Annotated in this window: 19 protein-coding genes; 4 read left to right on the forward strand and 15 right to left on the reverse strand. The window is 72.9% G+C overall.

What is annotated here, in order from left to right; all coding sequences use genetic code 11:
* Positions 1-79: 79 nt before the first annotated feature.
* Entirely contained in the window at positions 80-1441 is a 1362-nt protein-coding gene (locus VTA80_RS21335; protein ID WP_407343065.1) for an ABC transporter substrate-binding protein, read from the reverse strand.
* 94 nt (positions 1442-1535) lie between these two features.
* Positions 1536-2549, reverse strand: coding sequence for a LacI family DNA-binding transcriptional regulator (locus tag VTA80_RS21340; protein ID WP_407343066.1), 1014 nt, complete (start codon positions 2547-2549; stop codon positions 1536-1538).
* A gap of 136 nt (positions 2550-2685) precedes the next feature.
* On the opposite strand from VTA80_RS21340, the gene VTA80_RS21345 reads away from it, so the two are divergent.
* Both VTA80_RS21345 and VTA80_RS21350 read left to right on the forward strand, forming a co-directional pair.
* On the forward strand, positions 2686-3336 hold the full coding sequence (locus VTA80_RS21345; protein ID WP_407343067.1) for an MOSC domain-containing protein: 651 nt from the start codon (positions 2686-2688) through the stop codon (positions 3334-3336).
* A 135-nt stretch (positions 3337-3471) separates the two neighbouring features.
* On the forward strand, positions 3472-4224 hold the full coding sequence (locus VTA80_RS21350; RefSeq protein ID WP_407343068.1) for a DedA family protein: 753 nt from the start codon (positions 3472-3474) through the stop codon (positions 4222-4224).
* On the opposite strand, the gene VTA80_RS21355 is transcribed toward VTA80_RS21350, so the two are convergent.
* Genes VTA80_RS21355 through VTA80_RS21370 form a run of 4 tightly spaced genes read right to left on the reverse strand, consistent with a single transcriptional unit; the run spans position 4211 to position 7831 of the window.
* Positions 4211-4981 (reverse strand): DNA alkylation repair protein, encoded by a 771-nt coding sequence (locus VTA80_RS21355; protein ID WP_407343069.1) that lies wholly within the window; start codon positions 4979-4981, stop codon positions 4211-4213. The two genes, VTA80_RS21350 and VTA80_RS21355, sit on opposite strands and share 14 nt — an antisense overlap.
* Positions 4978-5784: an FHA domain-containing protein gene (locus tag VTA80_RS21360; RefSeq protein ID WP_407343070.1), complete on the reverse strand. Its 807-nt coding sequence runs from the start codon at positions 5782-5784 to the stop codon at positions 4978-4980. The genes VTA80_RS21355 and VTA80_RS21360 overlap by 4 nt, the downstream gene beginning before the upstream one ends.
* On the reverse strand, positions 5781-7064 hold the full coding sequence (locus tag VTA80_RS21365; RefSeq protein ID WP_407343071.1) for a VWA domain-containing protein: 1284 nt from the start codon (positions 7062-7064) through the stop codon (positions 5781-5783). Before VTA80_RS21365 ends, VTA80_RS21360 begins: the two co-directional genes overlap by 4 nt.
* A complete protein-coding gene (locus VTA80_RS21370; RefSeq protein ID WP_407343072.1) occupies positions 7061-7831 on the reverse strand; it encodes a PP2C family protein-serine/threonine phosphatase in 771 nt (256 codons plus the stop codon). The genes VTA80_RS21365 and VTA80_RS21370 overlap by 4 nt, the downstream gene beginning before the upstream one ends.
* Before the next feature lie 18 nt (positions 7832-7849).
* Between VTA80_RS21370 and VTA80_RS21375 the strand changes: the two genes are divergently transcribed.
* Positions 7850-8023 (forward strand): hypothetical protein, encoded by a 174-nt coding sequence (locus VTA80_RS21375; RefSeq protein WP_407343073.1) that lies wholly within the window; start codon positions 7850-7852, stop codon positions 8021-8023.
* A gap of 188 nt (positions 8024-8211) precedes the next feature.
* Here VTA80_RS21375 and VTA80_RS21380 read toward each other — a convergent pair whose 3' ends face one another.
* From VTA80_RS21380 to VTA80_RS21415, 8 genes are all read right to left on the reverse strand, one after another.
* Positions 8212-10506 (reverse strand): tetratricopeptide repeat protein, encoded by a 2295-nt coding sequence (locus VTA80_RS21380; RefSeq protein WP_407343074.1) that lies wholly within the window; start codon positions 10504-10506, stop codon positions 8212-8214.
* Positions 10503-11675, reverse strand: a complete 1173-nt coding sequence (locus VTA80_RS21385; RefSeq protein WP_407343075.1) for a hypothetical protein — start codon at positions 11673-11675, stop codon at positions 10503-10505. The genes VTA80_RS21380 and VTA80_RS21385 overlap by 4 nt, the downstream gene beginning before the upstream one ends.
* Positions 11675-12682, reverse strand: a complete 1008-nt coding sequence (locus tag VTA80_RS21390; RefSeq protein WP_407343076.1) for a glutamate ABC transporter substrate-binding protein — start codon at positions 12680-12682, stop codon at positions 11675-11677. Before VTA80_RS21390 ends, VTA80_RS21385 begins: the two co-directional genes overlap by 1 nt.
* Positions 12679-13995 (reverse strand): hypothetical protein, encoded by a 1317-nt coding sequence (locus VTA80_RS21395; RefSeq protein WP_407343077.1) that lies wholly within the window; start codon positions 13993-13995, stop codon positions 12679-12681. Before VTA80_RS21395 ends, VTA80_RS21390 begins: the two co-directional genes overlap by 4 nt.
* Positions 13992-15443: an AAA family ATPase gene (locus VTA80_RS21400; RefSeq protein WP_407343078.1), complete on the reverse strand. Its 1452-nt coding sequence runs from the start codon at positions 15441-15443 to the stop codon at positions 13992-13994. The genes VTA80_RS21395 and VTA80_RS21400 overlap by 4 nt, the downstream gene beginning before the upstream one ends.
* Positions 15440-15991 (reverse strand): hypothetical protein, encoded by a 552-nt coding sequence (locus VTA80_RS21405; RefSeq protein WP_407343079.1) that lies wholly within the window; start codon positions 15989-15991, stop codon positions 15440-15442. The genes VTA80_RS21400 and VTA80_RS21405 overlap by 4 nt, the downstream gene beginning before the upstream one ends.
* 32 nt (positions 15992-16023) lie before the next feature.
* The gene (locus VTA80_RS21410; RefSeq protein ID WP_407345836.1) at positions 16024-17220 is read right to left on the reverse strand and encodes a toxic anion resistance protein; all 1197 of its coding nucleotides are present in this window, start codon (positions 17218-17220) and stop codon (positions 16024-16026) included.
* 178 nt (positions 17221-17398) lie between these two features.
* On the reverse strand, positions 17399-17878 hold the full coding sequence (locus tag VTA80_RS21415) for a CoA-binding protein (RefSeq protein WP_407343080.1): 480 nt from the start codon (positions 17876-17878) through the stop codon (positions 17399-17401).
* A 148-nt stretch (positions 17879-18026) separates the two neighbouring features.
* Here VTA80_RS21415 and VTA80_RS21420 point away from each other — a divergent pair, with 148 nt between their 5' ends.
* The gene (locus VTA80_RS21420; protein WP_407343081.1) at positions 18027-18866 is read left to right on the forward strand and encodes a putative protein N(5)-glutamine methyltransferase; all 840 of its coding nucleotides are present in this window, start codon (positions 18027-18029) and stop codon (positions 18864-18866) included.
* 32 nt (positions 18867-18898) lie between these two features.
* Here the strand turns inward: VTA80_RS21420 and corA are convergent, their stop codons facing one another.
* The gene (corA, locus tag VTA80_RS21425; RefSeq protein WP_407343082.1) at positions 18899-20029 is read right to left on the reverse strand and encodes a magnesium/cobalt transporter CorA; all 1131 of its coding nucleotides are present in this window, start codon (positions 20027-20029) and stop codon (positions 18899-18901) included.
* Positions 20030-20573 lie beyond the last annotated feature (544 nt).

The raw sequence follows: 20573 nt of genomic DNA on the forward strand, positions 1-20573 counted from the left end.
GGGGTTCGTACTGGACGGGTTGGCGGGTGGGTCCAGGGGCGCCGACGGGCGCGCCGGGACCCACCACCAGCCGATCAGCTCAGGAGGTCGGCCACGCCGCCTCGATGTTGTCGACCGTCTCCTTCGTGCTCTGCCCGACGATCCAGCTCGTCGCCTGCTTCCAGAACGAGTTCGAGCCGATCGCCGCCGGCATCATGTCCGAGCCGTCGAACCGGAAGACCGTGCTCGGGTCCTGCAGCAGCGAGGCCGCCAGCTGGTCGATCGGGTTCGTCAGCTTCGTGACGTCGAGCCCCTTGTTGGCGCTGATCCAGCCGCCGGCCGGCGAGGCCGCGACCTTGTTGTTGGCCCAGGTGTCGGTCGACAGGTAGGTCTGGAACGCCTGGACCTCGGGGCGGTCAGTGAAGGCGATGTTGAACTCGCCACCGCCGAGCACGGGCTTGTCGGCCGCGGTCTTGCCGGGCAGGAAGAACGCGAAGACGTCGCCGTCGGCCGCGATCTTGGTGCCCTCCGGGTAGTTGAGCCCGTAGCCGCTGCCCTGGCGGGTCAGCGAGCAGGTGCCCTCGAGGATCGGCAGGCCGGCGTCCTGGAAGGTGGTGGTCGCGACCGACTTGACGTCCCCGAGCCCGCCGTTCACGTACTTGTCGTTCTTGAGGTACTCCCCCACGGCGTCGAGCGCCGCGGTCGGTGCCGCGGAGTTGAAGGCGATCTCGTGACTGACCCACTGGTCGTAGACGTCCGGTCCCGACAGCCGCAGCATGAAGTCCTCCATCCAGTCGGTGATCGGCCAACCGGTGGCCTCGCCGCTGGCGATCCCAGCGCACCACGGCTTCTTGCCGGTATCCGCGATCGTGTCGGACAGGGTGGTGAGCTCGGCCAGCGTCGTCGGGATCTCGTAGCCCGCGTCGGTGAACTCCGACGGCGAGTACCAGACCATCGACTTCACGCTCGCGCTCGACGGCGCACCGTAGAACTTGCCGTCCACCGTGGCGTAGGCCTTCCAGTCGGCGCCCCAGAACGTGTCGACGTTGTCCGCTACCGCCTGCGGGGCCTCGACCGCGGCCCCGGTCGCGACGAGCTGCTTCACCAGGCCCGGTTGCGGCACGATCGCGAGGTCGGGCGGGTTGCCCGCCTTGGCGCGCACCAGGATCTGCGTCTCGAAGGACTTGTCGCCCACGTAGTTGACGGTGGCGCCGGTGCAGTCCTCGAACGGCTTATACGAGTCCATGTAGGGCACGTCCTCGGGCGTCACGATGCCCGCGTAGACGTCGATCTTCTTGCCGGACAGGTCGCCGTACGCCTCGAAGGCCGCGCAGTCGGCGGCCGACCTGGTGGTGCCGTCACCGCCGGTCGAGTCCGCGCCGGAACAGGCCGTCAGGACCAGGGCGAGCCCCAGCGCGCCGGATACCGCCGCGAGTGCGCGGCGAGAACGATGGTTGGACATGGGTAGACCTCCACTGCGTTGTGGTGCGTGCGTCGTCGTGCTGGCGTCGTGGTTCACGAGTCCGGCAACTACGTGGCGCGGCCCCTGGCGCCGGTCATACCGACGACCGTTCGATGAGCGGGCAGAGCACCAGGTGCTGGTCGGCGAGCTGGTCGGACCGCGTCAGCGAGGTCAGCCGCGCGACGGCGGCGGCGCCCATCTCCTGGAACGGGAGCGCGACGGTGGTCAGGCCCGGCCGAAGGTAGGCCGCGATGATCTCCTGGTTGTCGAACCCGACGAGTGCCACGTCGTCGGGGATGCGCAGGCCGCGCTCCTTGACGGCGTCGTAGGCGCCCATGGCCATCCGGTCGTTGGCGCAGAAGATCGCGCTCGGGGGGTCCGGGAGATCGAGCAGGTCGCGGGCCCGCGCGAAGCCGCCGTCGGCGGTGGCCAGGCCGGACACGACCAGCGCGTCGTCGACCGCGATCCCGGCCGCGCGCAGCGCCGCCTCGTAGCCGGTCCGGCGCCCCACCGCCGCCGGGATGGTCGGGTCGAGATTGATCAGCGCGATCCGGCGGTGACCGGCGGCGACGAGCCGCTCGGTGGCATCGCGTCCGCCCTGGATCTCGTCGGGGATGATCGACGGGTAGGTTCGCTCGACGTCGAAGCAGTTCACCAGGACCGTCGGGACCTCGCGCGCGCTCGCCGGCAGGGTGACCGCACGGTTCCACGTCGTCGCGTAGAGGATGCCCTCCACCCGGCGTTCGAGCAGCATCTCGAAGGCGGCGGCCTCGATCGAGCGGTCGCCCTCGGTGCTCACGATGAGCAGGAGCTTGCCGCTGGTCCAGGCCTGCTGCTGCGCGCCCTTGATGATCTCCCCCGCGAACGGCGTCGTGACGATGTCCGTGACGAGCCCGATGAGGTGGGTCTGCTGCGAGGCCAACGACTTCGCGGCGGCGTTCGGTCGGTAGCCGAGCTCGCGCACCGCGTCCCAGACCCGCTGCCGGGTCTCGGCGGGGATGTTGGCGTCGGGCCGGTCGCTCAGCACGAAGGAGACGGTCGTGCGACTCAGGCCGAGGTGGCGGGCGACGTCGTCCATCGTCACGCTGCGAGGTTTGCTGCGGGACATCGCCTCTCCTCAGATAAAGCGCGTTACTAACGCGCGTTAGTCGCTCAACAGCAATGTAGGACCAGCGCTACCTCGGTGTCAATCGGCCCACCTCGGGACGAGCCTCTTCCCCTCCCCTACCCCGTACCGTGGGCGCATGCACGTGCACTCCGTCAACGTCGCCCACCCTCGCCCGAACCCGTGGGACGAGGTGAGCACGACCGGGATCGACAAGCGAGCCGTCGTCGGCCCCGTCGCGGTCACTGCACCCGACCCTCGCGCTCCCGGCGCCGTCGGCCTCGCGGGCGACCAGGTGTTCGACGTCGCGCACCACGGCGGCACCGACCAGGCGGTCTACGCCTACGCGCGCGAGGACCTCGACGTGTGGGAGCGCAGGCTCGGCCGCGAGCTGCCCGGCGGGGTCTTCGGTGAGAACCTCACGACCCGCGGCATCGACCTGGCGGGCGCGCTCATCGGCGAGCGCTGGCGGATCGGGCTCGACGTCGTCCTCGAGGTCTCGTGCCCGCGGATCCCGTGCGGCACGTTCCAGGGCTGGCTCGAGCGCGCCGGCTGGATCAAGGAGTTCACTCAGGCCGCGTTGCCGGGGGCGTACCTGCGGGTGATCGAGGGCGGCGAGGTCGCGGCCGGCGACCCGATCGAGGTCGTGCACCGCCCAGGGCACCGCGTCAGCGTGGCCCTGACCTTCCGGGCCCTGACGCTCGAACCCGACCTGCTCCCCCTGCTGCTCGTGGCCGACGCACTGCCGCGCAAGGACCGTGACCTGGTCCGACGCCGTACCGGGACCTGAGCCGACGTACCGCCAGGGAATGACGACCACCCGCCGAAGATCCCACCCGCGGGTGATGCCTGCCCCGCCTGCGCGGGGCAGGATGAGCGCCATGCTCACGTCACCCACGCCGCGCAACGCGACGGCGATCGCACGATGAGCGGGATCGCCGACTGGCTGCTCAGCGTTCCGGCACCCGCCGCGTACGCCCTCATCGCGACCCTGGTGTTCGCCGAGGCGGCCGTCTTCGTCGGCTTCGTCCTGCCCGGGGAGACCGCCGTCATCATCGGCGGGGTGCTCGCCGCGAACGGCCGGCTGTCCCTGCCGGTGGTCCTGGCCCTCGTCGTGGCAGCTGCGATCGCCGGCGACTCGGTCGGCTTCGAGGTCGGTCGACACTTCGGTCCGAGAGTGCTCGCCTCGCGCCCCCTGCGCAGACATCAGCTCGCCATCGCCGGCGCCCAGAAATCCCTGCGAGAGAAGGGCGGCTGGGCCGTCTTCCTCGGCCGGTTCACCGCTTTCCTGCGGGCGGTCATGCCCGGGCTGGCGGGCACGAGCCAGATGCCGTACCGGCGCTTCCTGGTGTACAACGCGATCGGCGCGGTCGTGTGGGGCGGCGGGGTCGCCCTGCTGGGCTACTTCGCCGGGACCTCCTACTCCGCCGTCGAGAAGCTGCTCGGTCGCGGCAGCACGGTCCTCGTCACAGTGTTCATCGTGGCGGGGCTGCTCGTGTGGCGGCGATTCCGCGTGCGGGAGCGCGAGCGCGTCCTGGTCGAGGCGGGGGTCGCAGCGGTCCTGCCCGACGTCGTCCTGCCCGACGGCGTCATGTCCGACATCGTCATGTCCGACGTCGTCCCGCCCGTCGCGGCCCCGACGGGCACCATCGCGGCGGGCACCATCACGACGGCGTGACCGCCCCCGTGAGGTACGCCGAGCGCAGCTCCGGCGGGAACTTCTCGATCGCGTAGCGCAGCATCGTGCGGGGCATGTCGCGGCAGTGCCGCGCGAGGAACTCCTCCTCGACCGCACGGTCCCGGTTGCCGACCTCGCGCAGCATCCACCCGACCGCCTTGTGGATCAGGTCGTGCTCGTCGTGGAGCAGGCGCTCCGCGAGCTCCAGGGTCCGTGCGAACCGGCCCGCGCGGATGAACGCCGAGGTAGCCATGATCGCGATGCGTCGGTCCCACACCGAGGGTGAGTCGGCGAGGATGTCGAGCACGGAGCTGTCGCGGTCCACCAGCCAGGGGCCCAGGAGGTAGGGCGCGCTCGAGTCGACCAGGTCCCAGTTGTTGATCCACGCCGTGCTCGCGAGCATCAGCTCCACGATCGCGCGGCGCTCGTCGGCCGCCGCGCGGTCGAACCTGCGCACCAGGACGAAGATCGCCGTGAGCCGCTCCTCGTGCCACGGGCTGTGCAGCAGGAGCGCGACCTCGGTCAGCGTCAGGGCAGCCCCGTGCCGCGCAGCCACGCGGCGCTGCGCTGGCACCGGGACCCCGAGCACGAGGTCGCCCTCGCCGTAGCCCCCGGGGCGCACCTGCAGGTAGCGGGCCTGGGCGACGGCGCGCACGGGATCGGCCACGCCCAGGAGGTCCACGCGAAGCGCGTCGAGCGCCGGGCTCGCCCCGCCGCTGCCGCTGCGGCTGGCGGGGTGCGGCTCCGAGCCGCTCACCCTCCGGCTTTCTCCTCGTCGGTGGCCCGGCGCACGACGATCCGCGTCCACGCGCCGACGTAGACCCGATCACCCTCGGTGAGCTCGTGCCGTTGGCCGGGGGGCAGGGCCTGGGTCGGCAGCGGTCCGCTGTCCGGACCGACGTAGGTGCCGTTGGACGACTGGAGGTCCTCGATCCACCACCGCGTGCCGTCCGTGGTCAGCTGCGCCTGGCGCCGGCTAACGCCGATGTCGCCGTCGCAGTCGACCTCCGGGTGGATGCTCCGGCTCCGCGAGAGGCGCCCGACCAGGACGCTGCGCACGGTGAGCGGCACGATCGCGGGCAGGCCGGGTGACGGGCACGTCTCCGCGCTGTCCTGCTCCGCGTACCAGTCGGGGTCGACCCAGATCTCAGCGACCCACTCCAGCGGGACCGCGGGCGCCAACGGCCCGGGATCCGGGCTGCCCGCGGCAGCAGCGCCCGACCCGCCCAGGTCCAGCGTCGAGGCGGGCGCGACGAGCCGCGGCATGGCCCCGGTCGTGAAGTCGTAGCCGCACGCCTCGCAGAACAGCGCCTCGGCGGAGTTCGGGGTCTGGCAGTTCGGGCAGGTCTGGGCGCCCACGCCCACGGTGCCCGACGACGACGTCGGCCCCGCAGCGCCGGACCCCGCAGCGCTAGAACCCGCCGCGCTAGAACCCGCTGCGCCCGACCCCGCCGCGGTGGCGGGACCACCGGCCGCGGGGGCACCCATCGGCGCCCCGCACGTGTCGCAGTAGTCGGTCGCGTTGCTCGGGTGCCCGTTGGGGCAGGTCGCGGCGCTCACTTGCGCACCCGCGTCGTCTTGGTCGAGGCCGTGTCGAGCGCCATCTCGTCGAGCCGGTCCACGCTCTTGCGCAGGCGCACCTTGCCGGTGCCGGGCTCCTCGATGTCGACCACCTTGCGCAGCTTGGAGGTGGCCTCCTCGTTACCGGTCTGCGCGGCCAGCTGCACGGCCCGACCGAGCTTGGCCGTGGCCGTCGCCGTGTCGCCGGCGGCCTTGGCGGCGAGCCCGTCCTGGATCGCCTCGGCGAGCTCGGTCTGCCCCGTGTAGTGGGCCACCTCCGGGTTGATCCGGGCGGTGAGCTCGCTGTCGTCGGACCACTTCGCCTTGACCAGCCCCTGCGCTGCGACCTCGTCCCCGATCGCCAGCTGGACGCGGGCGGCGAGCTGTTCCTGCCCCACGCCGCGCGCGGCCGAGACCCGGACCGCGACGTGGAAGTCGCGCGACTCGTCGCCCCAGCTCCCCGTCGGGTACGCCCCCGTCAGGGCGTTGACCTCGCGCCGGCGGCTCGACAGGTCCTCCACCGTCGGAGCGACCTGCCGCACGAACAGCACCTGGGCACCCTGCGGCGCCCACACGCGCAGGTCGGCCGACGCCACCCCGCGCCCCATGGACGCCCGCATCAGCTTCTCGAACTCCCCGGCCATCTCGTCGGGCGTCGGGATGAGGTCGACCGTGCCCATGAGCGCCGTCGCGATCCGCCGGACCTCCCCGACCTTCCAGTCGGCCCCGACCCCGCGGCAGTCGCACTGGAAACGACCGCTCGCGGCGGCGATGCGTGCGGTCAGCTCGGCCGGGGTCTCGTGCTGGTTGTTGCCGTCGGTCAGCAGGATCGCGTGCCGCTGCGCTGCGGACGGAACGCTGGCGAACACCGCCGTGGCCAGCTCGAGCCACGTGCCCATGGCCGTGCCGCCCTCGGCCACGAACGTGCCGATCGCCGCGCGTGCCGCGGCCCGGGTCGAGGGGTCCATGCGCACCATGGCGAGCTCGGGCACCCCGGCCGGGTAGGCGAGCCGGGCCACGTGGCTGCCCGCGATGACGGCGAACCAGGTCCCGTCGAGCACCTGGTCGAGCGCGGCGACGGCGGCCAGCTGGGCGGCGCGGATCCCGACGGGTCCCATCGAACCGGAGGTGTCGACGATGACGATCTCCGCGGCCTCGCCGGCGCCCGACTGCCCGGCCTGGCCGGCGCCGGTGCACGTCACCGTGACGATCGCGTGCACGTCCGTGGCGCCGTCGGCCAGGAACTCGTTCTGGTACACCTGCGCGGAGAACTCGGTCATGTCGTTGATCCCGTCTGACGGTCGTTGCTGAGCGGGGACGCCGGACCGGCACCGAGCCGGGCGAGCACCACCGTGATGTTGTCATGTCCGCCCTGGGCATTGGCCCAGTCCACGAGCCCCGAGGCGATCGCGAGCGGCTCACCCGCCGTGCCCGCCGCCGTGCGCTGCACGAGCGCGGCGAGGTCGGCGGCCGGGGAGCAGTAGTTCCACAACCCGTCCGAGCACACGAGGAGCCAGCCCGGGGTGTCGATGGCCTGGGTCGTCACGCGCGGGGTGTGGTCGGGGGCGTCGACGCCGAGCCACCGGGTGATCGCGTGGGACTGCGGACCGAACTCGGCCTGCTCGCGCGGGACGCCGAGGGTGATCTGCTCGGCCGCCCACGAGTCGTCGGTCGTGAGGAACCGAGCCGTACCGACGTCCGGCAGCCAGTACGCCCGGCTGTCCCCCACGACCCCAGCCACGATCCGGTCCCGTTCGACGACGGCCATCACGATCGTGCACGACGGCGGGCTCGCACCGTGGTCGGGCGACGTCGCCTGGGCGACCGCCCGGGCCGCCGCGTCCGTGGCGGCGGCCAGGCGAGCGCCGAGCACGGCAGCGAGCCCCGAATCGGTCCCCAAGCCCTGCGCGCCGGGCGCCTGCAGCACCTCGAGCGCGGCGCGCGCGGCGGCGAGACTGGCGACGTCGGAGTCCTCGGACGACGAGACGCCGTCGCACACCACGAGCACGGCGCGGCTGCCCGGGGCCTCGTGCGCGGCGAGGGCCATCGCGTCCTCGTTGCGGTGGTGACGCCGGCCCCGATCACTGACCCCGCCCACCCACGGCTGCGGCTGCTCGACGACGTGGTCGCGCGCGGCCGGGGCCTTGGCCCCGCAGGACGAGCAGTAGCCGTCAGCGTCGACCTCGCCGCCGCACTCGCGGCAGGGAGCGGGCCCGGCGACAACCTGTACCGGAGCTGACGGCTCTGACTCGGGCGACGCTGACTCAGGCGACGCTGACTCAGGCGGCGCTGACTCAGGCCCGACGGCGGCGGGCAGCTCGGTCCCGCAGGCCTCGCAGAAGTTCGCGCCGGTCCCGGCGACCTGGCCGCACGACGCGCACACGCGAGGACCGACAGAGGTGGCCGGACTCATCGCAGGGTCCGGACTCATCGCAGGGTCCAGCGGCGGACGCTGTTGGCGGCGTCCACGAGCGCCACCCGCTCGTCCATGGTCGTGGCCATGGTCGCCAGCTCGCGGTAGGTCTGCTCCAGGCCGTCGCGCAGCGCGGGCTCCTCGGCCGGGTGGCCGCCGATGCTCAGAGCAGGCTGAGGTCCGTGCTGGAGCACGAGGCCGAGCGCGCTCTCGAGCACGCGGGCGGTGAGCCGGGACCGGTCGAGCGGGTCGATGCTCACGCCCTCGACGCTCGTCATCGCCGACGCCAGCGCCGGCAGGCCGCCGTCGGACGCGGCCAGCAGGCCGGCCCGCTGCCGGCGGGCCTCCGGGAACGCGCGACTGGTCGGCGGAACCAGGTCGAGCGCCGCGACGGCACCGGCCGTGTCCCGTCGAGCGGTGCGGATCCGCGCCATCGCGAACGCCGCGGGGGCTGTGTAGGACGCGTCGCTGCGCGCGCAGGTGTCGTACAGCGCCTCGGCGATGTCGAGCTCCTGGCGCAGCTCGCACGCCAGCGCCAACGCCAGCTTGGGCGCGAGCTCCCCGGGGACCTGGCCGTAGACCGCGTTGAAAGCCGCCTGGGCGGCGTCGCCGTCGTTCGCCGCGAGCGCCTTCAACCCTTGGAGCCAGACGGCACGCCACTCCCACGGGTCGACGGTCAAGAGCTCGTCTGCGACGCGGTCGACCACGTCCGGGCGGTGGGCCGCGAGCGCCGCTCGACCGAGATGGAGCAGCACCTCGGGCGACCGTTCGGGCGCCTGCGCGAGCAGGTCGAGCCGAGCGGCCGGGTCCTCGACGCTGACCGTCGCCAGCCAGCCGGTCTGCGGGTCGCTGGTGTCCACGACGAGCTCGGGCAGGTCGTGCCACTCGAGCGTGGAGTCGGAGACGTTCGGTGGGGTGAACAGCAGCGACGGCGGTGCGTGCCGGCCCGCCGGGTCATCCGGCCGGTCGGTGATCACGACCTCGCGGAGCACCCCGAGCAGCTGCACGCGCAGCTCGGCTGCGGAGGCGAACCGGTCGGCGGCGTCGGGCGCGCAGGCCTTGGCGACCAGCCGGTAGAACGAGTCGTAGCGCTGGAACAGCGGCGTCTCGGCCACCGGCGGCAGCGACGTCACATACGTCGACTGGTACCCGCGGAACTCCATCGCGAGCACGATCAGGGTGCGGCCGATCGTGTAGATGTCAGAGGCGATCGTCGTGCCGACGTCGGGCACCTCGGGCGCCTGGTAGCCGACCGTGCCGTAGATCGCCGAGTCCGCGTCCTGGAGGCGACGGACCCCGCCCAGGTCGATGAGCCGGACGTCGTCGCCCACCTGGATGATGTTGTCGGGCTTGAAGTCGCAGTACACGAGGGCGAGGTCGTGCAGGTACTGGAACGCGGGCAGGATCTCGAGCACGTAGGCGATCGCCTGGTCGAGCGGCAGCGGGTCGTACCGCCCCGCGGCCCGCATGCGTTCCTTGAGCAGCGCCTTGAGCGACGTGCCGCCGATGTACTCCATCACGATGTAGCCGGCGCCCTCGTGCGTGACGAAGTTGTAGATCTCGACGATCAGCGGGTGCTCGACCTGGGCGAGGAACTGACGCTCGGCGATGGCGGCCGCCACCGCGTCGGCGTCGCCCGCGTTGAGCAGACCCTTGAGCACCACCCAGCGGTCGGAGACGTTGCGGTCGCGAGCCAGGTAGATCCACCCGAGCCCGCCGTGCGCGAGCGCACCGGCGACCTCGTACTGCCCGCCGACCAGGTCGCCCGCGCGCAGCTTGGGCGTGAACGAGAACGGGCTGCGGCACTGCGGGCAGAAGCCCTCGGTGCGGCCCGGCTGGCCGTCGTGCGAGCGCCCGACGGCGGAGCCGCACGACGGGCAGAACCGCTTCTCCTCCGCCACCTGCGGGTTGGCCATCAGGGCCTTGGAAGCGTCGATCGCCGGCTGCGGCGGGATCGTCGTCAGGCCGGCACCCAGGCGCGCGGCGCGCAGCCGGGTCGACGACGTCCCCCGACGCTGGGTCACCTGCGTGCCGCCGGTGCCGCGCGCCGAGCCCATCGCCGTGGACGCGAGCCGGTTGGAGGCCCGCGAGACCGCCGAGGGCGAGGAGTCGACCCCGGCGGGCACACCGGCGTGCACCGTGCCCGACCCGGGCGAGGTGCCGCTCGACGACGTGACGCTTGAAGGCGCTGCCCTCGAGGCGGTGCTGAAGGTGCTCGGCGGCGCCCCGGCGGGGGAACCGCACACGTCGCAGTACCCGTCCTGGATCGTGCCGGTGCACCCCGGCTGGGTGCAGGCGATGGCGCTCATGGGTTCCGTCCTGAGGGTGCGGCGGGGGCGCTCGAGCCACCGAGGAGCAGCTGGTACGCCCCGACCACGGCGCGTGCGCGGGACAGGTCGGTCGGGGTCTCGCCGAGCACGGCGAGGGCCTGCTTGTACATCTCGGCGACCTCCGGGCGGTCGGAGTGTCCCGTGCCCGCGGCCTTCGCGCGGTACACGTCGAGCAGCGCCCGCAGGTCGGCGAGCTCGGCGAGCGGCCCGCTGTACGCCTGCTCGGCGAGCGTGAGCGCGCGGGCCACCGCGGCCAGCCGGACCAGGTAGGCGTCCACCGCGAGCGCGTCGTCGGGCACGGGCCCGAGCGCCTCGACCCGCGGCACCGCCAGCGTGGGCGCCGACCGCACGTGCGCGACGCAGTCGTCGACGACCCCGTGCACGCGCACGGCGCGCGCAACGAGCTCGGTGCGCAGGGCCGAAGCCCGGGCGCGGTCGCGCTCGTCGTCCCGGCGGGTGGCGCCGGCAACGATGAGGTCCCGCTCGAGCAGCGCGGAGTCGGACTCGAGCGGACCGACCAGCCCGCCGACGTCGGCGCCGCGCTGCGCCCGCTCGGCGACGTCCGCCAGGCGACGGTCGAGCCGGTGCAGGCGATCGGTGGCGGTGTCCCGCAGCGCCCCGGCGGGCTCGGCCGGGACCTGGTCGCGCACGCGCTCGAGCGTCGCGCGCAGCGAACGCAGGTGAGCGGCGAGGTCGACCGAGACCGGGTCGAGCGAGAGCCGCCAGCTCAGCTGGGCGGCGAGCGCGTCCGAGAGCCGGCACGCCTCGGGCACCGAGACCGCGAGCGACGCGCTCCCCGGCCCGGCGCCGGCGTCGAGCCGTCCCCAGACCAGGGCAGACAGCCGCTGCCGCTCGACGGGACCGACGCGGCCGCTGTCCCACACGCGCTCGAGCTCCGCCAGACGCGCGGCCACCGCCTGCCAGAGTGTCATCGACAGTGTGATGTCACCGGTCAGCGCGCCGTTGTCAGTGCCGGCAGCGTCCGCAGCAGCGGCGGCGAGCGCGGCCTGGTCCAGCTCGTCGAGCTCGGTGCGGCGCTGCTCGCACCACGCGCCCAGCTGCTCGAGGTAGCGCAGCATCGCGACCGGGTCGACGGCCTCCCCCATCCGGGCCGGGGCCTGCGGGGCGACGGCGGGTCCGGTCGTCATCAGCCGCGCCCGTAGTCGGGCACCGGGGGCGCGGGGGCGGCCCCGAGCGCGTCGGCGAGCCACCGGTCGTACGACTGCGTCCAGCGACCGTCCGCCGCGGCCTGCGCCAGCACGCCGTTGACGAACCGCACGAGGTCGACGTTCGCGGAGTTGATGCCCAGCCCGTAGGGCTCGGCGGTGAAGGCCGGGCCGACGACCTGCGCGTACGGGTCCTGCGCGGCGAGGCCGGCGAGCACCGTGTCGTCCCCGGTGATCGCGTCCACCTCGCCCTGCTGGAACTTGACCAGGCACCCGGTGTGTGTCGACGCGCCGACCGGAATCACGTCGGGGAACTCCTTGAGCTTGTCCAGGCTCGTGGACCCGGTGGGGGCGCACACCCGCTGCCCGGCAAGGTCGGCGAGCGACGTCGCGGTCGACCCCAGCGGGACCAGCAGCTTCTGCCCGGACCGGTAGTACTCCGCCGAGAACGCGATCTGGTCCCAGCGCGCGCAGGTGATCGTCATGTTCCGCGCGACCAGGTCGACGCTGCCGTCCTGGAGCAGCGGGATCCGCTCGGCGGCGGTGATGACCCGAAGCTCGATCTTGTTGGGGTCACCGAAGATCGCCTGCGAGACGAGCCGCGCGGTGTCGATGTCGAAGCCCTCGAGCTGGCCGCTGATCGGGTTGCGCGCCCCCAGCAGCAGCGAGTCGCCCGACACCCCGACGATCAGGCGGCCGCGCTCGGCGATCTTCGCCATGGTGGAGCCCGCGGGCATCTGCCCCGGGGCGGGCAGCGGGCTCAGCGGCGCGTACGACGCGAGCGGGTCGGCGCACACCGGGGCGGCCGACCCGGACGGGCTCGGTGTCGGCGCCGGCGTCGCCGCCGCGGTCGACGGCGTCGGCAGCGGGGTGGCGTCGTAGGCCGAGGACGTGCAGCCCGCGACCAGCGCGACCAGCAGCGTGGCCAGACCCGCCACGACGGTCCGCGTCGATCGGCGCCGACCTGGACGCGTCGTGAGCTCGCTCATCGGTACTCCTCGATCCGTTGCGACAGTCCCCACCACGCCAGCACGGCAGCGCCCAGACCCGCCAGCACGCACAACCACCCCGCGAGCGTGAGCCCCGACTGGGCATCCGTCAGGGCCGACGTCGTCGCGGCCCCGGCGGACGTGAGCTGCTCCGCCGAGCGGGTGTCGAAGCTGTCGAAAGCCGCGTTGGCGCTGCCCGGCTCGCGGCTGACCGCCGCGGCCACCGCCTGGTCCCAGCCGCCGCCGTCGTCCAGGGCCCTGATCTCCCGGTGCAGCGCCGTGTACGCGGCCCAGGCCGGCTCGAGGTCCGCGGAACCGCCGTCGACCGCGACCGCGTCCGCGAGCCGGGTGGTGGTGGCTTCGGACGACGCCGCCCAGGCGGTCTCGAAGGCAGCGCCCGAGCCGCGCGAGATGAGGGTCAGGCTCTCGTTGGCCTTGGCGTCGAACGCGGAGATCCGGGCGCCCGCCAGCGCGCGGGCGGCGGCGTACGAGCCCGTCTTCACCGTGCCGACCGTGGCACTGACCGAACCGAGGACGGCGACCCCTGCGACGAGCACGACCAGCACGACGACGCCCGCGGCCAGCAGCGGCACGTTGAGGATGCGGTGCGAGCGCCGCGCGATCCACACCATGGCGCCGGCGATCAGTGCGAGAGCGACCAGCCCCGCGACGGCGACGAGCGCCTGCGCGCGACGGGCCGCGGCGAACTCCGTGGTGACCCGGTCCTGGTTGGCCTGGTTGAGCGCCTCGAGCAGCGGCAGCGCATCCGCGCGCAGCCCCGCGCTCGCCTCACGCAGGTACTGCGCCCCGAGCGGGAGCCCCTGGCGGTTCGTCGCGCGCGCCTGCACGACCCCGCCCGTGTACCGCTGGATCGCCGCCCCGAGCGCGGCGAGCGCGTCGCCGTCGGCCGGCTGGGCCCGGGCGGCGAAGGCGACCTGCCGGGCGGCACGCTCGACGGCGGCGTCGTAGTCACGGCGCTGCTCCACCGGTTCGAGGCCGCCCACGAGGAACGCGTTGGTGGCGTCGGCGTCCGCGCGGACGAGGGACGTCTGGATGTCCTGCAGCCGCACGAGCTGGGCCGCGTTCCGGTCGGCGCGCGCCAGGGCGTCGTCGGCGGCCCAGAACGACCGGGCCCCCGCGAGGCCGACCAGCAGAGCGACCAGGATGAGCACGGCCGAGACCACGCGGAGCCGTCCCGGGGTGCCCTGCACGCCGAGCCGCGCGCGCTGCAGGCCCCGACCAGCCCGGGTCGCGGGCGCTTCGCCCTGCTGCACGGTCGGAGCCATCAGGGCGTTCGGAGCCGTCGAGCTCATGCGGGACCTCCGGGTGGGATCGGGTGCACGGCCGGTCGATCGAGGGCCTGGTCCGTGAGCTGCGGGTCGTCGTCCAGGTCGTGCGGGAGCAGCACCCGCAGGTCCTGCCGAGTCGGCACCTCGACGTCTCGCAGCCGCCAGGCCAGACGCCCGATGGCACCTCCGAGAACGTTTCGGGCGAAGCGTCCGTTCCCGAACCCGGTCCCCCGCGGCGTCGCGGCCAGCACCTCGCGGAACCGCACCAGACACTCGGCGCTCGGCTCGAAGTCGCCCGCGCGCGCGAGCCGGGCGAAGATCTCGGTCAGCTCGTCGTCGGTGTAGTCGTCGAACTCGACAGTCGTGCGGAACCGGCTCGCGAGTCCGGGGTTGGCCTCGACGAACTCGACCATGGGGGCGGGGTAGCCGGCCACGATCACCACGACGTCGTCGCGGTGGTCTTCCATCTCCTTGACCAGGGTGTCGACCGCCTCCGCGCCGTACTCGTCGCCCGCGAGGCTGTAGGCCTCGTCGATGAACAGCACCCCGCCGAGCGCGCCGGCCACCACCTCAGAGGTCTTGACGGCCGTCTGCCCGAGGTAGCCCGCGACGAGCTCGGACCGGTCCACCTCGACCAGGTGCCCCTTGGCGAGCAGGCCGAGCGCGGCATAGATGCCGCACACGAGGCGGGCGACCGTCGTCTTGCCGGTGCCGGGGTTGCCGGTGAACACGAGGTGCCGCGAGATGGTCGGGCTCTGCATCCCCTGCTCGGCGCGCAGCTTCTGCACCCGCAGGACGGCGGCCTGCCGGTGCACCTCGCGCTTGACCCGGGAGAGCCCGACGAGCGCGTCGAGCTCCGCAAGGAGCTCCTCGACGGTCGTGGCCGGGGTGGACGAGGACGGGGACGAGGTCGTGGTGGACGACACAGTGGTGGACGACACCGTGGTGGGCGACGAACCAGTGGCCGACGGCACGGGGACCCACGACAGCGCCGGGCTGGCCGCCGTGACCACGGGCAGGGCGCGCGGCAGCGCACCGAGCTGGGCGGCCGCCGCGACGGACGCGTTGCCGATCACGCGCAGCGTGGGCTCTCCGAGCGAGCACGCTGCCGAGGTCACCTCGACGAGCGCGCGGGCGTAGGCCGCCGCTTGAGGCGACCCGACGGCCACGAGCTCGCCGAGCAGGCGCGTCGGCGCGGCCCGCCAGCGGCGCCCGCGGGTGGCGGCATCGAAGAAGTCCTGCGTGCTCAGCGCCCGACCGTCGACCACAGCCGGCACCGCGTCCGGCTCTGCGCCCGGCTGCGCCGCGGCGACCTGCGCGATCCAGTCCCCCGCCGCCCGGGGGGCCGACTCCGCCACCGCCGCCGCGAGGGCCGCACCTTCGGCCCGGACGTCGGCGTCGGCCAGGTCGGCGGCGACACCGATCGCGGCGAGCCCGATCAGCGCCTCGGCGAGCGAGACGTCGTCGGTCATGGCGCCGGCTGCGGGGGTGGGGTGATCTGACCGATCTCCAGCTGCCCGCCCGCTGCGGCGGAGCCGAACTTCTCCGCGAGAAACCGGCCGTGGGCGACCAGGGCGGCGGCGTCCGACCGGTTCACGGCGTCCATCACCTGGTCCATCGTGCGTGCCAGCAGGTCGAGCTGGTCGATCAGCACCATGAGCGAGCTTCGACCGTTGTCTACTGGTCGACTGTTCGCCCAGTCCCGCGGAAGCCGGAGGTAGCCGCCGATCGCCTCGGGCAGGTAGTCGGTGGCCGTGGCCATGACGGAGTACGCCTGCGGGCTGCCCGAGCCCAGCCGGTCGAGCCGGCCGATCGCCTCGCGCACGACGCGCGTCACCCGGGCCACCCGCGAGGCGACCGGGGCGGGGACCGCGCCGTCGGCCACGAGGGCATCGACCCGGTCGATGGACGCGAGCAGGTCGGCGCTCGTCGGTACCGGCGGCAGCATGAGCCGCTCGGTCTCCTGCGGCGCTCGGCCGCGCCCGGTGACCTTGGCGAACAGGTCGGCGAACGAACCCATCGAACCTCAGCCCCTCGCTCGGGTGCTGCGGCTCATCGGCCGCTTCCGGGCGCGCGGTCGAGGTCGAGCGAACCGCTCGCCAGCCGCTCGTCGTGCTGCTGGACACGGTCGAGGTAGTCGCGCGACTTGCCGACCTCGGTCTCGAGCGTGCCGATCGTGGCGGCCATGGTGTCGAGCGCGCCGACCTTGAAGGTGTCGATCGCGTCCATGGTCGCGTAGATGTTCGCGAACGCGGCCTGCAGCTGCGGCAGCCCGATCGTGGCCGACGCCGCCTGCTCCTGGATCCGCACCGAGTTGTCCTTGAGCATGGCCGAGGTGCGCTCGATCAGGTTGGACGTCGTGGTGTTGAGGGCCGTGATCTGGTCGAGCACGAGCTTTTGGTTGCCGAGCGCCTGCGCGACGATCACGGCGGTGCGCAGCGCCGAGATCGTCGTGGTGGACGCCCGGTCGACGCCCTTGACGAGCTCAAGGTTGTTCTTGATGACGACGTCGATCGCGAGGTAGTTCTGGATCGACACCGCGAGCTGGACCAGCAGGTCCTGGTGCTTCTGGCGCACGTAGAACAGAACGTCGTCGCGCAGCGATCGCGCCCGGTCGGGGTCGGTGGCCTCGAGCTCGGCGATGCCCGCGGCGAGGCGTGCGTCGAGCCGCTCGGCGATGTAGACGTACTGGTTGAGCCGGGCCATCGCGGCCCACAGCTCGCCCTTCTCGAGGTTGAGCGACGCGTTGTCCTTGCGCAGCTCGTCCTGCCCGTCGCGTAGCGCGTGCAGGATCGCGTCCAGGTGGCTCTGGGCACTTTGGTACTTCTGGAAGTAGTCGGCGATCTTGTCGCCGAACGGCAGGAACCCCAGCAGCTTGCGTGTGCCCTGGGCGCCGGACGGGTCAAGGTCCTCCACGGTGCGGCGCAGCTCGACTAGCGTCGTGCCGACCTTGGAGCCCGAGGCGAGGCCGCCCTCGGTCAGGGCGCGCACCGGAGACTTCAGCAGCCGGTTGGAGCTCTCGGCCGCGTTGCGGATGTCGACGTCGCCCATGGTGCGTACGTCGGCGGCCTTCGCCGCGAACTCGGGCGAGTGCGGCTCCGCGGTCATCAACGAGCCGAGGTAGTCACCGACCTTCGCGTCGAGCCCCGGGAGGGCGGCAGCATCGACGGCCGGAGCCATGCGCGGCGCGGCCGTCGTGGCGACCTGCGCGACGGGCGCCGGGATGGTGAGCGTGAGCACCGGTTCCATAGGAACAGGGGGTTGCAGCGGCGCGACCTGCTCCGCGCCGGCCTTCGTCGGGTCGACCTCGGTCACCAGGGTGGTCCTTCCTTGCCCGCGCCACCCCGCGGGGCAGCGATCCTCGTATCTAGCACGTGCGGGTCAACCTACGCGGTCGAGGGCCTCTCGCGCTGCACTCTGGGGGCCCTCAACTCACCTGCCGCGGCACCACGCCCGTCATCGTCAGGACGAGCTTCATGCACTTGTGGGCGCCGTCGGCCGTGGGATCGAACATCAGGGGGCAGCCGCCGTCGATCACCGTGATCCCGTGCGCGCGCCCGTACTCGGTGGCAGCGGGCGAGACGCTCCCGCCGCCGACGGACTTGTGCATCCAGACCTGGGTGATCCCCAGCTCGGCGGCCTCGCGCATGGTGACCTCGGCCGTGTCCGGCTTGGTCCCGATGACGACGGCCTCGACGCCGCCGGGGATCGCCGCGAGGTTCGGGTAGGCCGTGACGCCCTCGACGGTCTCGGCGTTCGGGTTGACGGCGAACACCTCGTAGCCGCGGTCCCGCAGGCGCTGGAAGACGATGTTCCCGCCGTGCCCCTCGGCCTTGCGTGACACCCCCGTCACCGCCACCCGTTTCGCGGTGAGGAACTGCGTGGCTGCGTCCTTGATCTTGGTCATGGCCCTCACCCTAGGGACGGCCCAGGGCCGAGTGCAGGGACGTTGTGCCCGACGACGCGGCCCGGTCGCAGTTCGGCCGGTAGCGTGAGCCGTGCTCACCGCCGGACGTGCGTCGACCCGCTGCACGCGTCGACCCGAGAGGCGTGCCATGACCGAACGCCCCGCTCCGCCCACGCCGGACGACGGCGCCGCGACCGCCGACCTCGCGACCGCCGACCTCGTGACCGCCGACCTCATCGCCGCCCTGCGCGCGGCCGGGTGCGTATACGCCGAGGACGAGGCGCGACTGCTGCTCGCCGCGGCGCGCACGCCCGCCGAGCTCGACGCGATGGTGCGCCAGCGCGTCGCGGGGCTCCCGCTCGAGCCGATCCTCGGCTGGGCGGAGTTCTGCGGCCTGCGGATCGTGGTGCAGCCCGGCGTCTTCGTGCCCCGGCGGCGCACCGAGCTCCTCGTGCGGCAGGCCGCCGCGCTCGCCCGGCCGGGCACGGTCGCGGTCGACCTGTGCTGCGGGACCGGTGCGGTCGGCGTGGCCCTGGCTGCGGCCGTGCCGCGTCTCGAGCTGTACGCCGTCGACATCGAACCCGACGCGGTGCGCTGCGCACGCCTGAACGTGGTGCCGGCCGGAGGCCAGGTGTTCGAGGGCGACCTGTTCGACGCCCTGCCTGCCGGGGTGCGCGGCCGGGTCGACCTCGTGGTCGCGAACGCGCCCTACGTGCCGACCGACGCGATCGCGACGATGCCCCCCGAGGCCCGGCTGCACGAGCCGCGGGTCACGCTGGACGGCGGCTCCGACGGGCTCGACGTCCAGCGGCGCGCGGTGGAGCAGGCGCCGATCTGGCTGACCCCCGGCGGCCACCTGCTGATCGAGACCAGCCGCGACCAGGCGGACCGCACCGTCGAGCTCTTCACCCGGCGCGGGTTCGTCGCCCGTGTGACGACCTCGTCGGAGCTGGACGCGACCGTCGTCGTCGGCTCCTGGAGCCCGTAGGACCGGCACGTTAGCGGCTCAGAGATCGCGGCTCAGAGCCAGGTGCGGCGGCGGAACACCGTGAACAGGACGACCGACACCATGGCCATCAGCCCCAGCGCGAACGGGTAGCCGAGCATCCAGGCAAGCTCAGGCATGTGCTGGAAGTTCATCCCGTAGACCGTGCCCACGAGGGTAGGCGCGAACAGGATCGCCGCCCACGCGGAGATCTTCTTGACCTCCTCGTTCTGGGCCAGGCTCGCCTCCGAGAGGATCTTCGTCTCCTCGTTCTGCCGCTGGCCGACCAGGGCCGAGTTCACCAGCAGAATGTTCTGCAGCAGCTGGCGGAAGCCCTCGACGCGGTCCACGACCTGCTCGACGTGGTCCTGGACGTCCCGCAGCGCGCGCTGCAGCTCGGGGTCGATGCCGTACTTGTCGAACCCCGCGGCCAGGCCGTGCAGGATCTGCCGCAGCGGTGCGGCGGCCCGCTGGAACTCGATGACCTCGCGCGAGAGCTCGTAGATGCGCCGGCTCACGGTGGGGTCCCCGCGGAAGACCTCGGTCTCGATCTCGTCGATGTCGTTGCCCAGACCGGCGACGACGGGTGCGTAGTCGTCCACCACCCGGTCGAGGATCGCGTACAGCACCGCCTCCGGGCCCAGTGCCAGCAGCTCCGGATCGGCCTCCATGCGGCGCCGCACGCTCCCGATGTCGGGCGCCTGGCCGTGCCGGACGGTGATGACGAAGTCGTCGCCCACGAAGACGTGCAGCTCGGAGAAGTCGACCTCCTCGCGACTGTCGTCGTAGCGGGCGGCCCGCAGCACGACGAAGAGGGTCTTGCCGTACCGCTCGAGCTTGGGGCGCTGGTGGGTCTCCACCGCGTCCTCGATCGCCAGCTCGTGGAGGTCGAACTCGGCCGCGAGCGACGCCAGATCCGTCTCGTTCGGCCGCACGAGCCCGATCCAGGCCAGGTCGCCCGTGTGCTCGTCGCCCCGCTCCCGCAGCAGCGCGTAGGTCGCAGCGAGCGAGCTCGGCTGGGCGAGCCGCACGCCGTCGTTGTAGACGACGTTGACCGCCACGCTCGAGCGCACGGCGTCGTCCACCTGATCGATCGAGGTGGTCGAGTCGTAGAGCGGGTTCGCCGGTGACGGGTGCCGCGGTGTCGGACGAACGATCCTCTTCATGTGCGACTCCCTTGAAACACCTTCAGCGCGCAGACCGGCACCGTGATGGTCCCACAGCGGCCGACGACGACCGACCGCGACCGGCCGTCGTCGGGTGCCCGATATCGCCCGACGTCTTTGCCTACCGCCAGGCGGCCGGATGGCAGCACGGCAGCCAGCCGCTCTCGGTGGCGGTGAATCTCAGCGGACGCCACCTCGACCGCCGCGGCGACCTCGTCGGGGACGTGCGCGCGGCACTCGGCCGCAGCGGCCTCGACCCGGAACTGCTCACCGTCGAGATCACGGAGCCGATGCTGACGCGCGACGCCGAGCGCAGCGCGTACCTGCTTCGTGGGCTCAGGCAGCTCGCCTCCGGTCCTCGCAGGCCGACGCGTGCGACAGCGGTCAGGGATTCTTGTTCGCCCGCCCGCTGTCGGCGGCAGGGTTCGCCGACCTCGTCGCCGCCGGCCGGGTACCGGCGTGGCGCCCGGCGGAACCTCGGACCATCTGACTCCTCACGATGTGACCAATCCCTCACTCGTTCACCCGACGACGGCGAGTGCCC

The organism is Pengzhenrongella phosphoraccumulans (assembly GCF_045689905.1).
Lineage (GTDB): Bacteria > Actinomycetota > Actinomycetes > Actinomycetales > Cellulomonadaceae > Pengzhenrongella > Pengzhenrongella phosphoraccumulans.

What these genes read in the sequence shown, in the direction of transcription:
- VTA80_RS21335 (WP_407343065.1), bottom strand. Translation starts at nt 1,441, where the DNA reads ATGTCCAACCATCGTTCTCGCCGCGCACTCGCGGCGGTATCCGGCGCG.
- VTA80_RS21340 (WP_407343066.1), bottom strand. Translation starts at nt 2,549, where the DNA reads ATGTCCCGCAGCAAACCTCGCAGCGTGACGATGGACGACGTCGCCCGC.
- VTA80_RS21345 (WP_407343067.1), top strand. Translation starts at nt 2,686, where the DNA reads ATGCACGTGCACTCCGTCAACGTCGCCCACCCTCGCCCGAACCCGTGG.
- VTA80_RS21350 (WP_407343068.1), top strand. Translation starts at nt 3,472, where the DNA reads ATGAGCGGGATCGCCGACTGGCTGCTCAGCGTTCCGGCACCCGCCGCG.
- VTA80_RS21365 (WP_407343071.1), bottom strand. Translation starts at nt 7,064, where the DNA reads ATGACCGAGTTCTCCGCGCAGGTGTACCAGAACGAGTTCCTGGCCGAC.
- VTA80_RS21370 (WP_407343072.1), bottom strand. Translation starts at nt 7,831, where the DNA reads ATGGCCCTCGCCGCGCACGAGGCCCCGGGCAGCCGCGCCGTGCTCGTG.
- VTA80_RS21380 (WP_407343074.1), bottom strand. Translation starts at nt 10,506, where the DNA reads ATGAGCGCCATCGCCTGCACCCAGCCGGGGTGCACCGGCACGATCCAG.
- VTA80_RS21385 (WP_407343075.1), bottom strand. Translation starts at nt 11,675, where the DNA reads ATGACGACCGGACCCGCCGTCGCCCCGCAGGCCCCGGCCCGGATGGGG.
- VTA80_RS21390 (WP_407343076.1), bottom strand. Translation starts at nt 12,682, where the DNA reads ATGAGCGAGCTCACGACGCGTCCAGGTCGGCGCCGATCGACGCGGACC.
- VTA80_RS21395 (WP_407343077.1), bottom strand. Translation starts at nt 13,995, where the DNA reads ATGAGCTCGACGGCTCCGAACGCCCTGATGGCTCCGACCGTGCAGCAG.
- VTA80_RS21400 (WP_407343078.1), bottom strand. Translation starts at nt 15,443, where the DNA reads ATGACCGACGACGTCTCGCTCGCCGAGGCGCTGATCGGGCTCGCCGCG.
- VTA80_RS21405 (WP_407343079.1), bottom strand. Translation starts at nt 15,991, where the DNA reads ATGGGTTCGTTCGCCGACCTGTTCGCCAAGGTCACCGGGCGCGGCCGA.
- VTA80_RS21410 (WP_407345836.1), bottom strand. Translation starts at nt 17,220, where the DNA reads ATGGAACCGGTGCTCACGCTCACCATCCCGGCGCCCGTCGCGCAGGTC.
- VTA80_RS21415 (WP_407343080.1), bottom strand. Translation starts at nt 17,878, where the DNA reads ATGACCAAGATCAAGGACGCAGCCACGCAGTTCCTCACCGCGAAACGG.
- VTA80_RS21420 (WP_407343081.1), top strand. Translation starts at nt 18,027, where the DNA reads ATGACCGAACGCCCCGCTCCGCCCACGCCGGACGACGGCGCCGCGACC.
- corA (WP_407343082.1), bottom strand. Translation starts at nt 20,029, where the DNA reads ATGAAGAGGATCGTTCGTCCGACACCGCGGCACCCGTCACCGGCGAAC.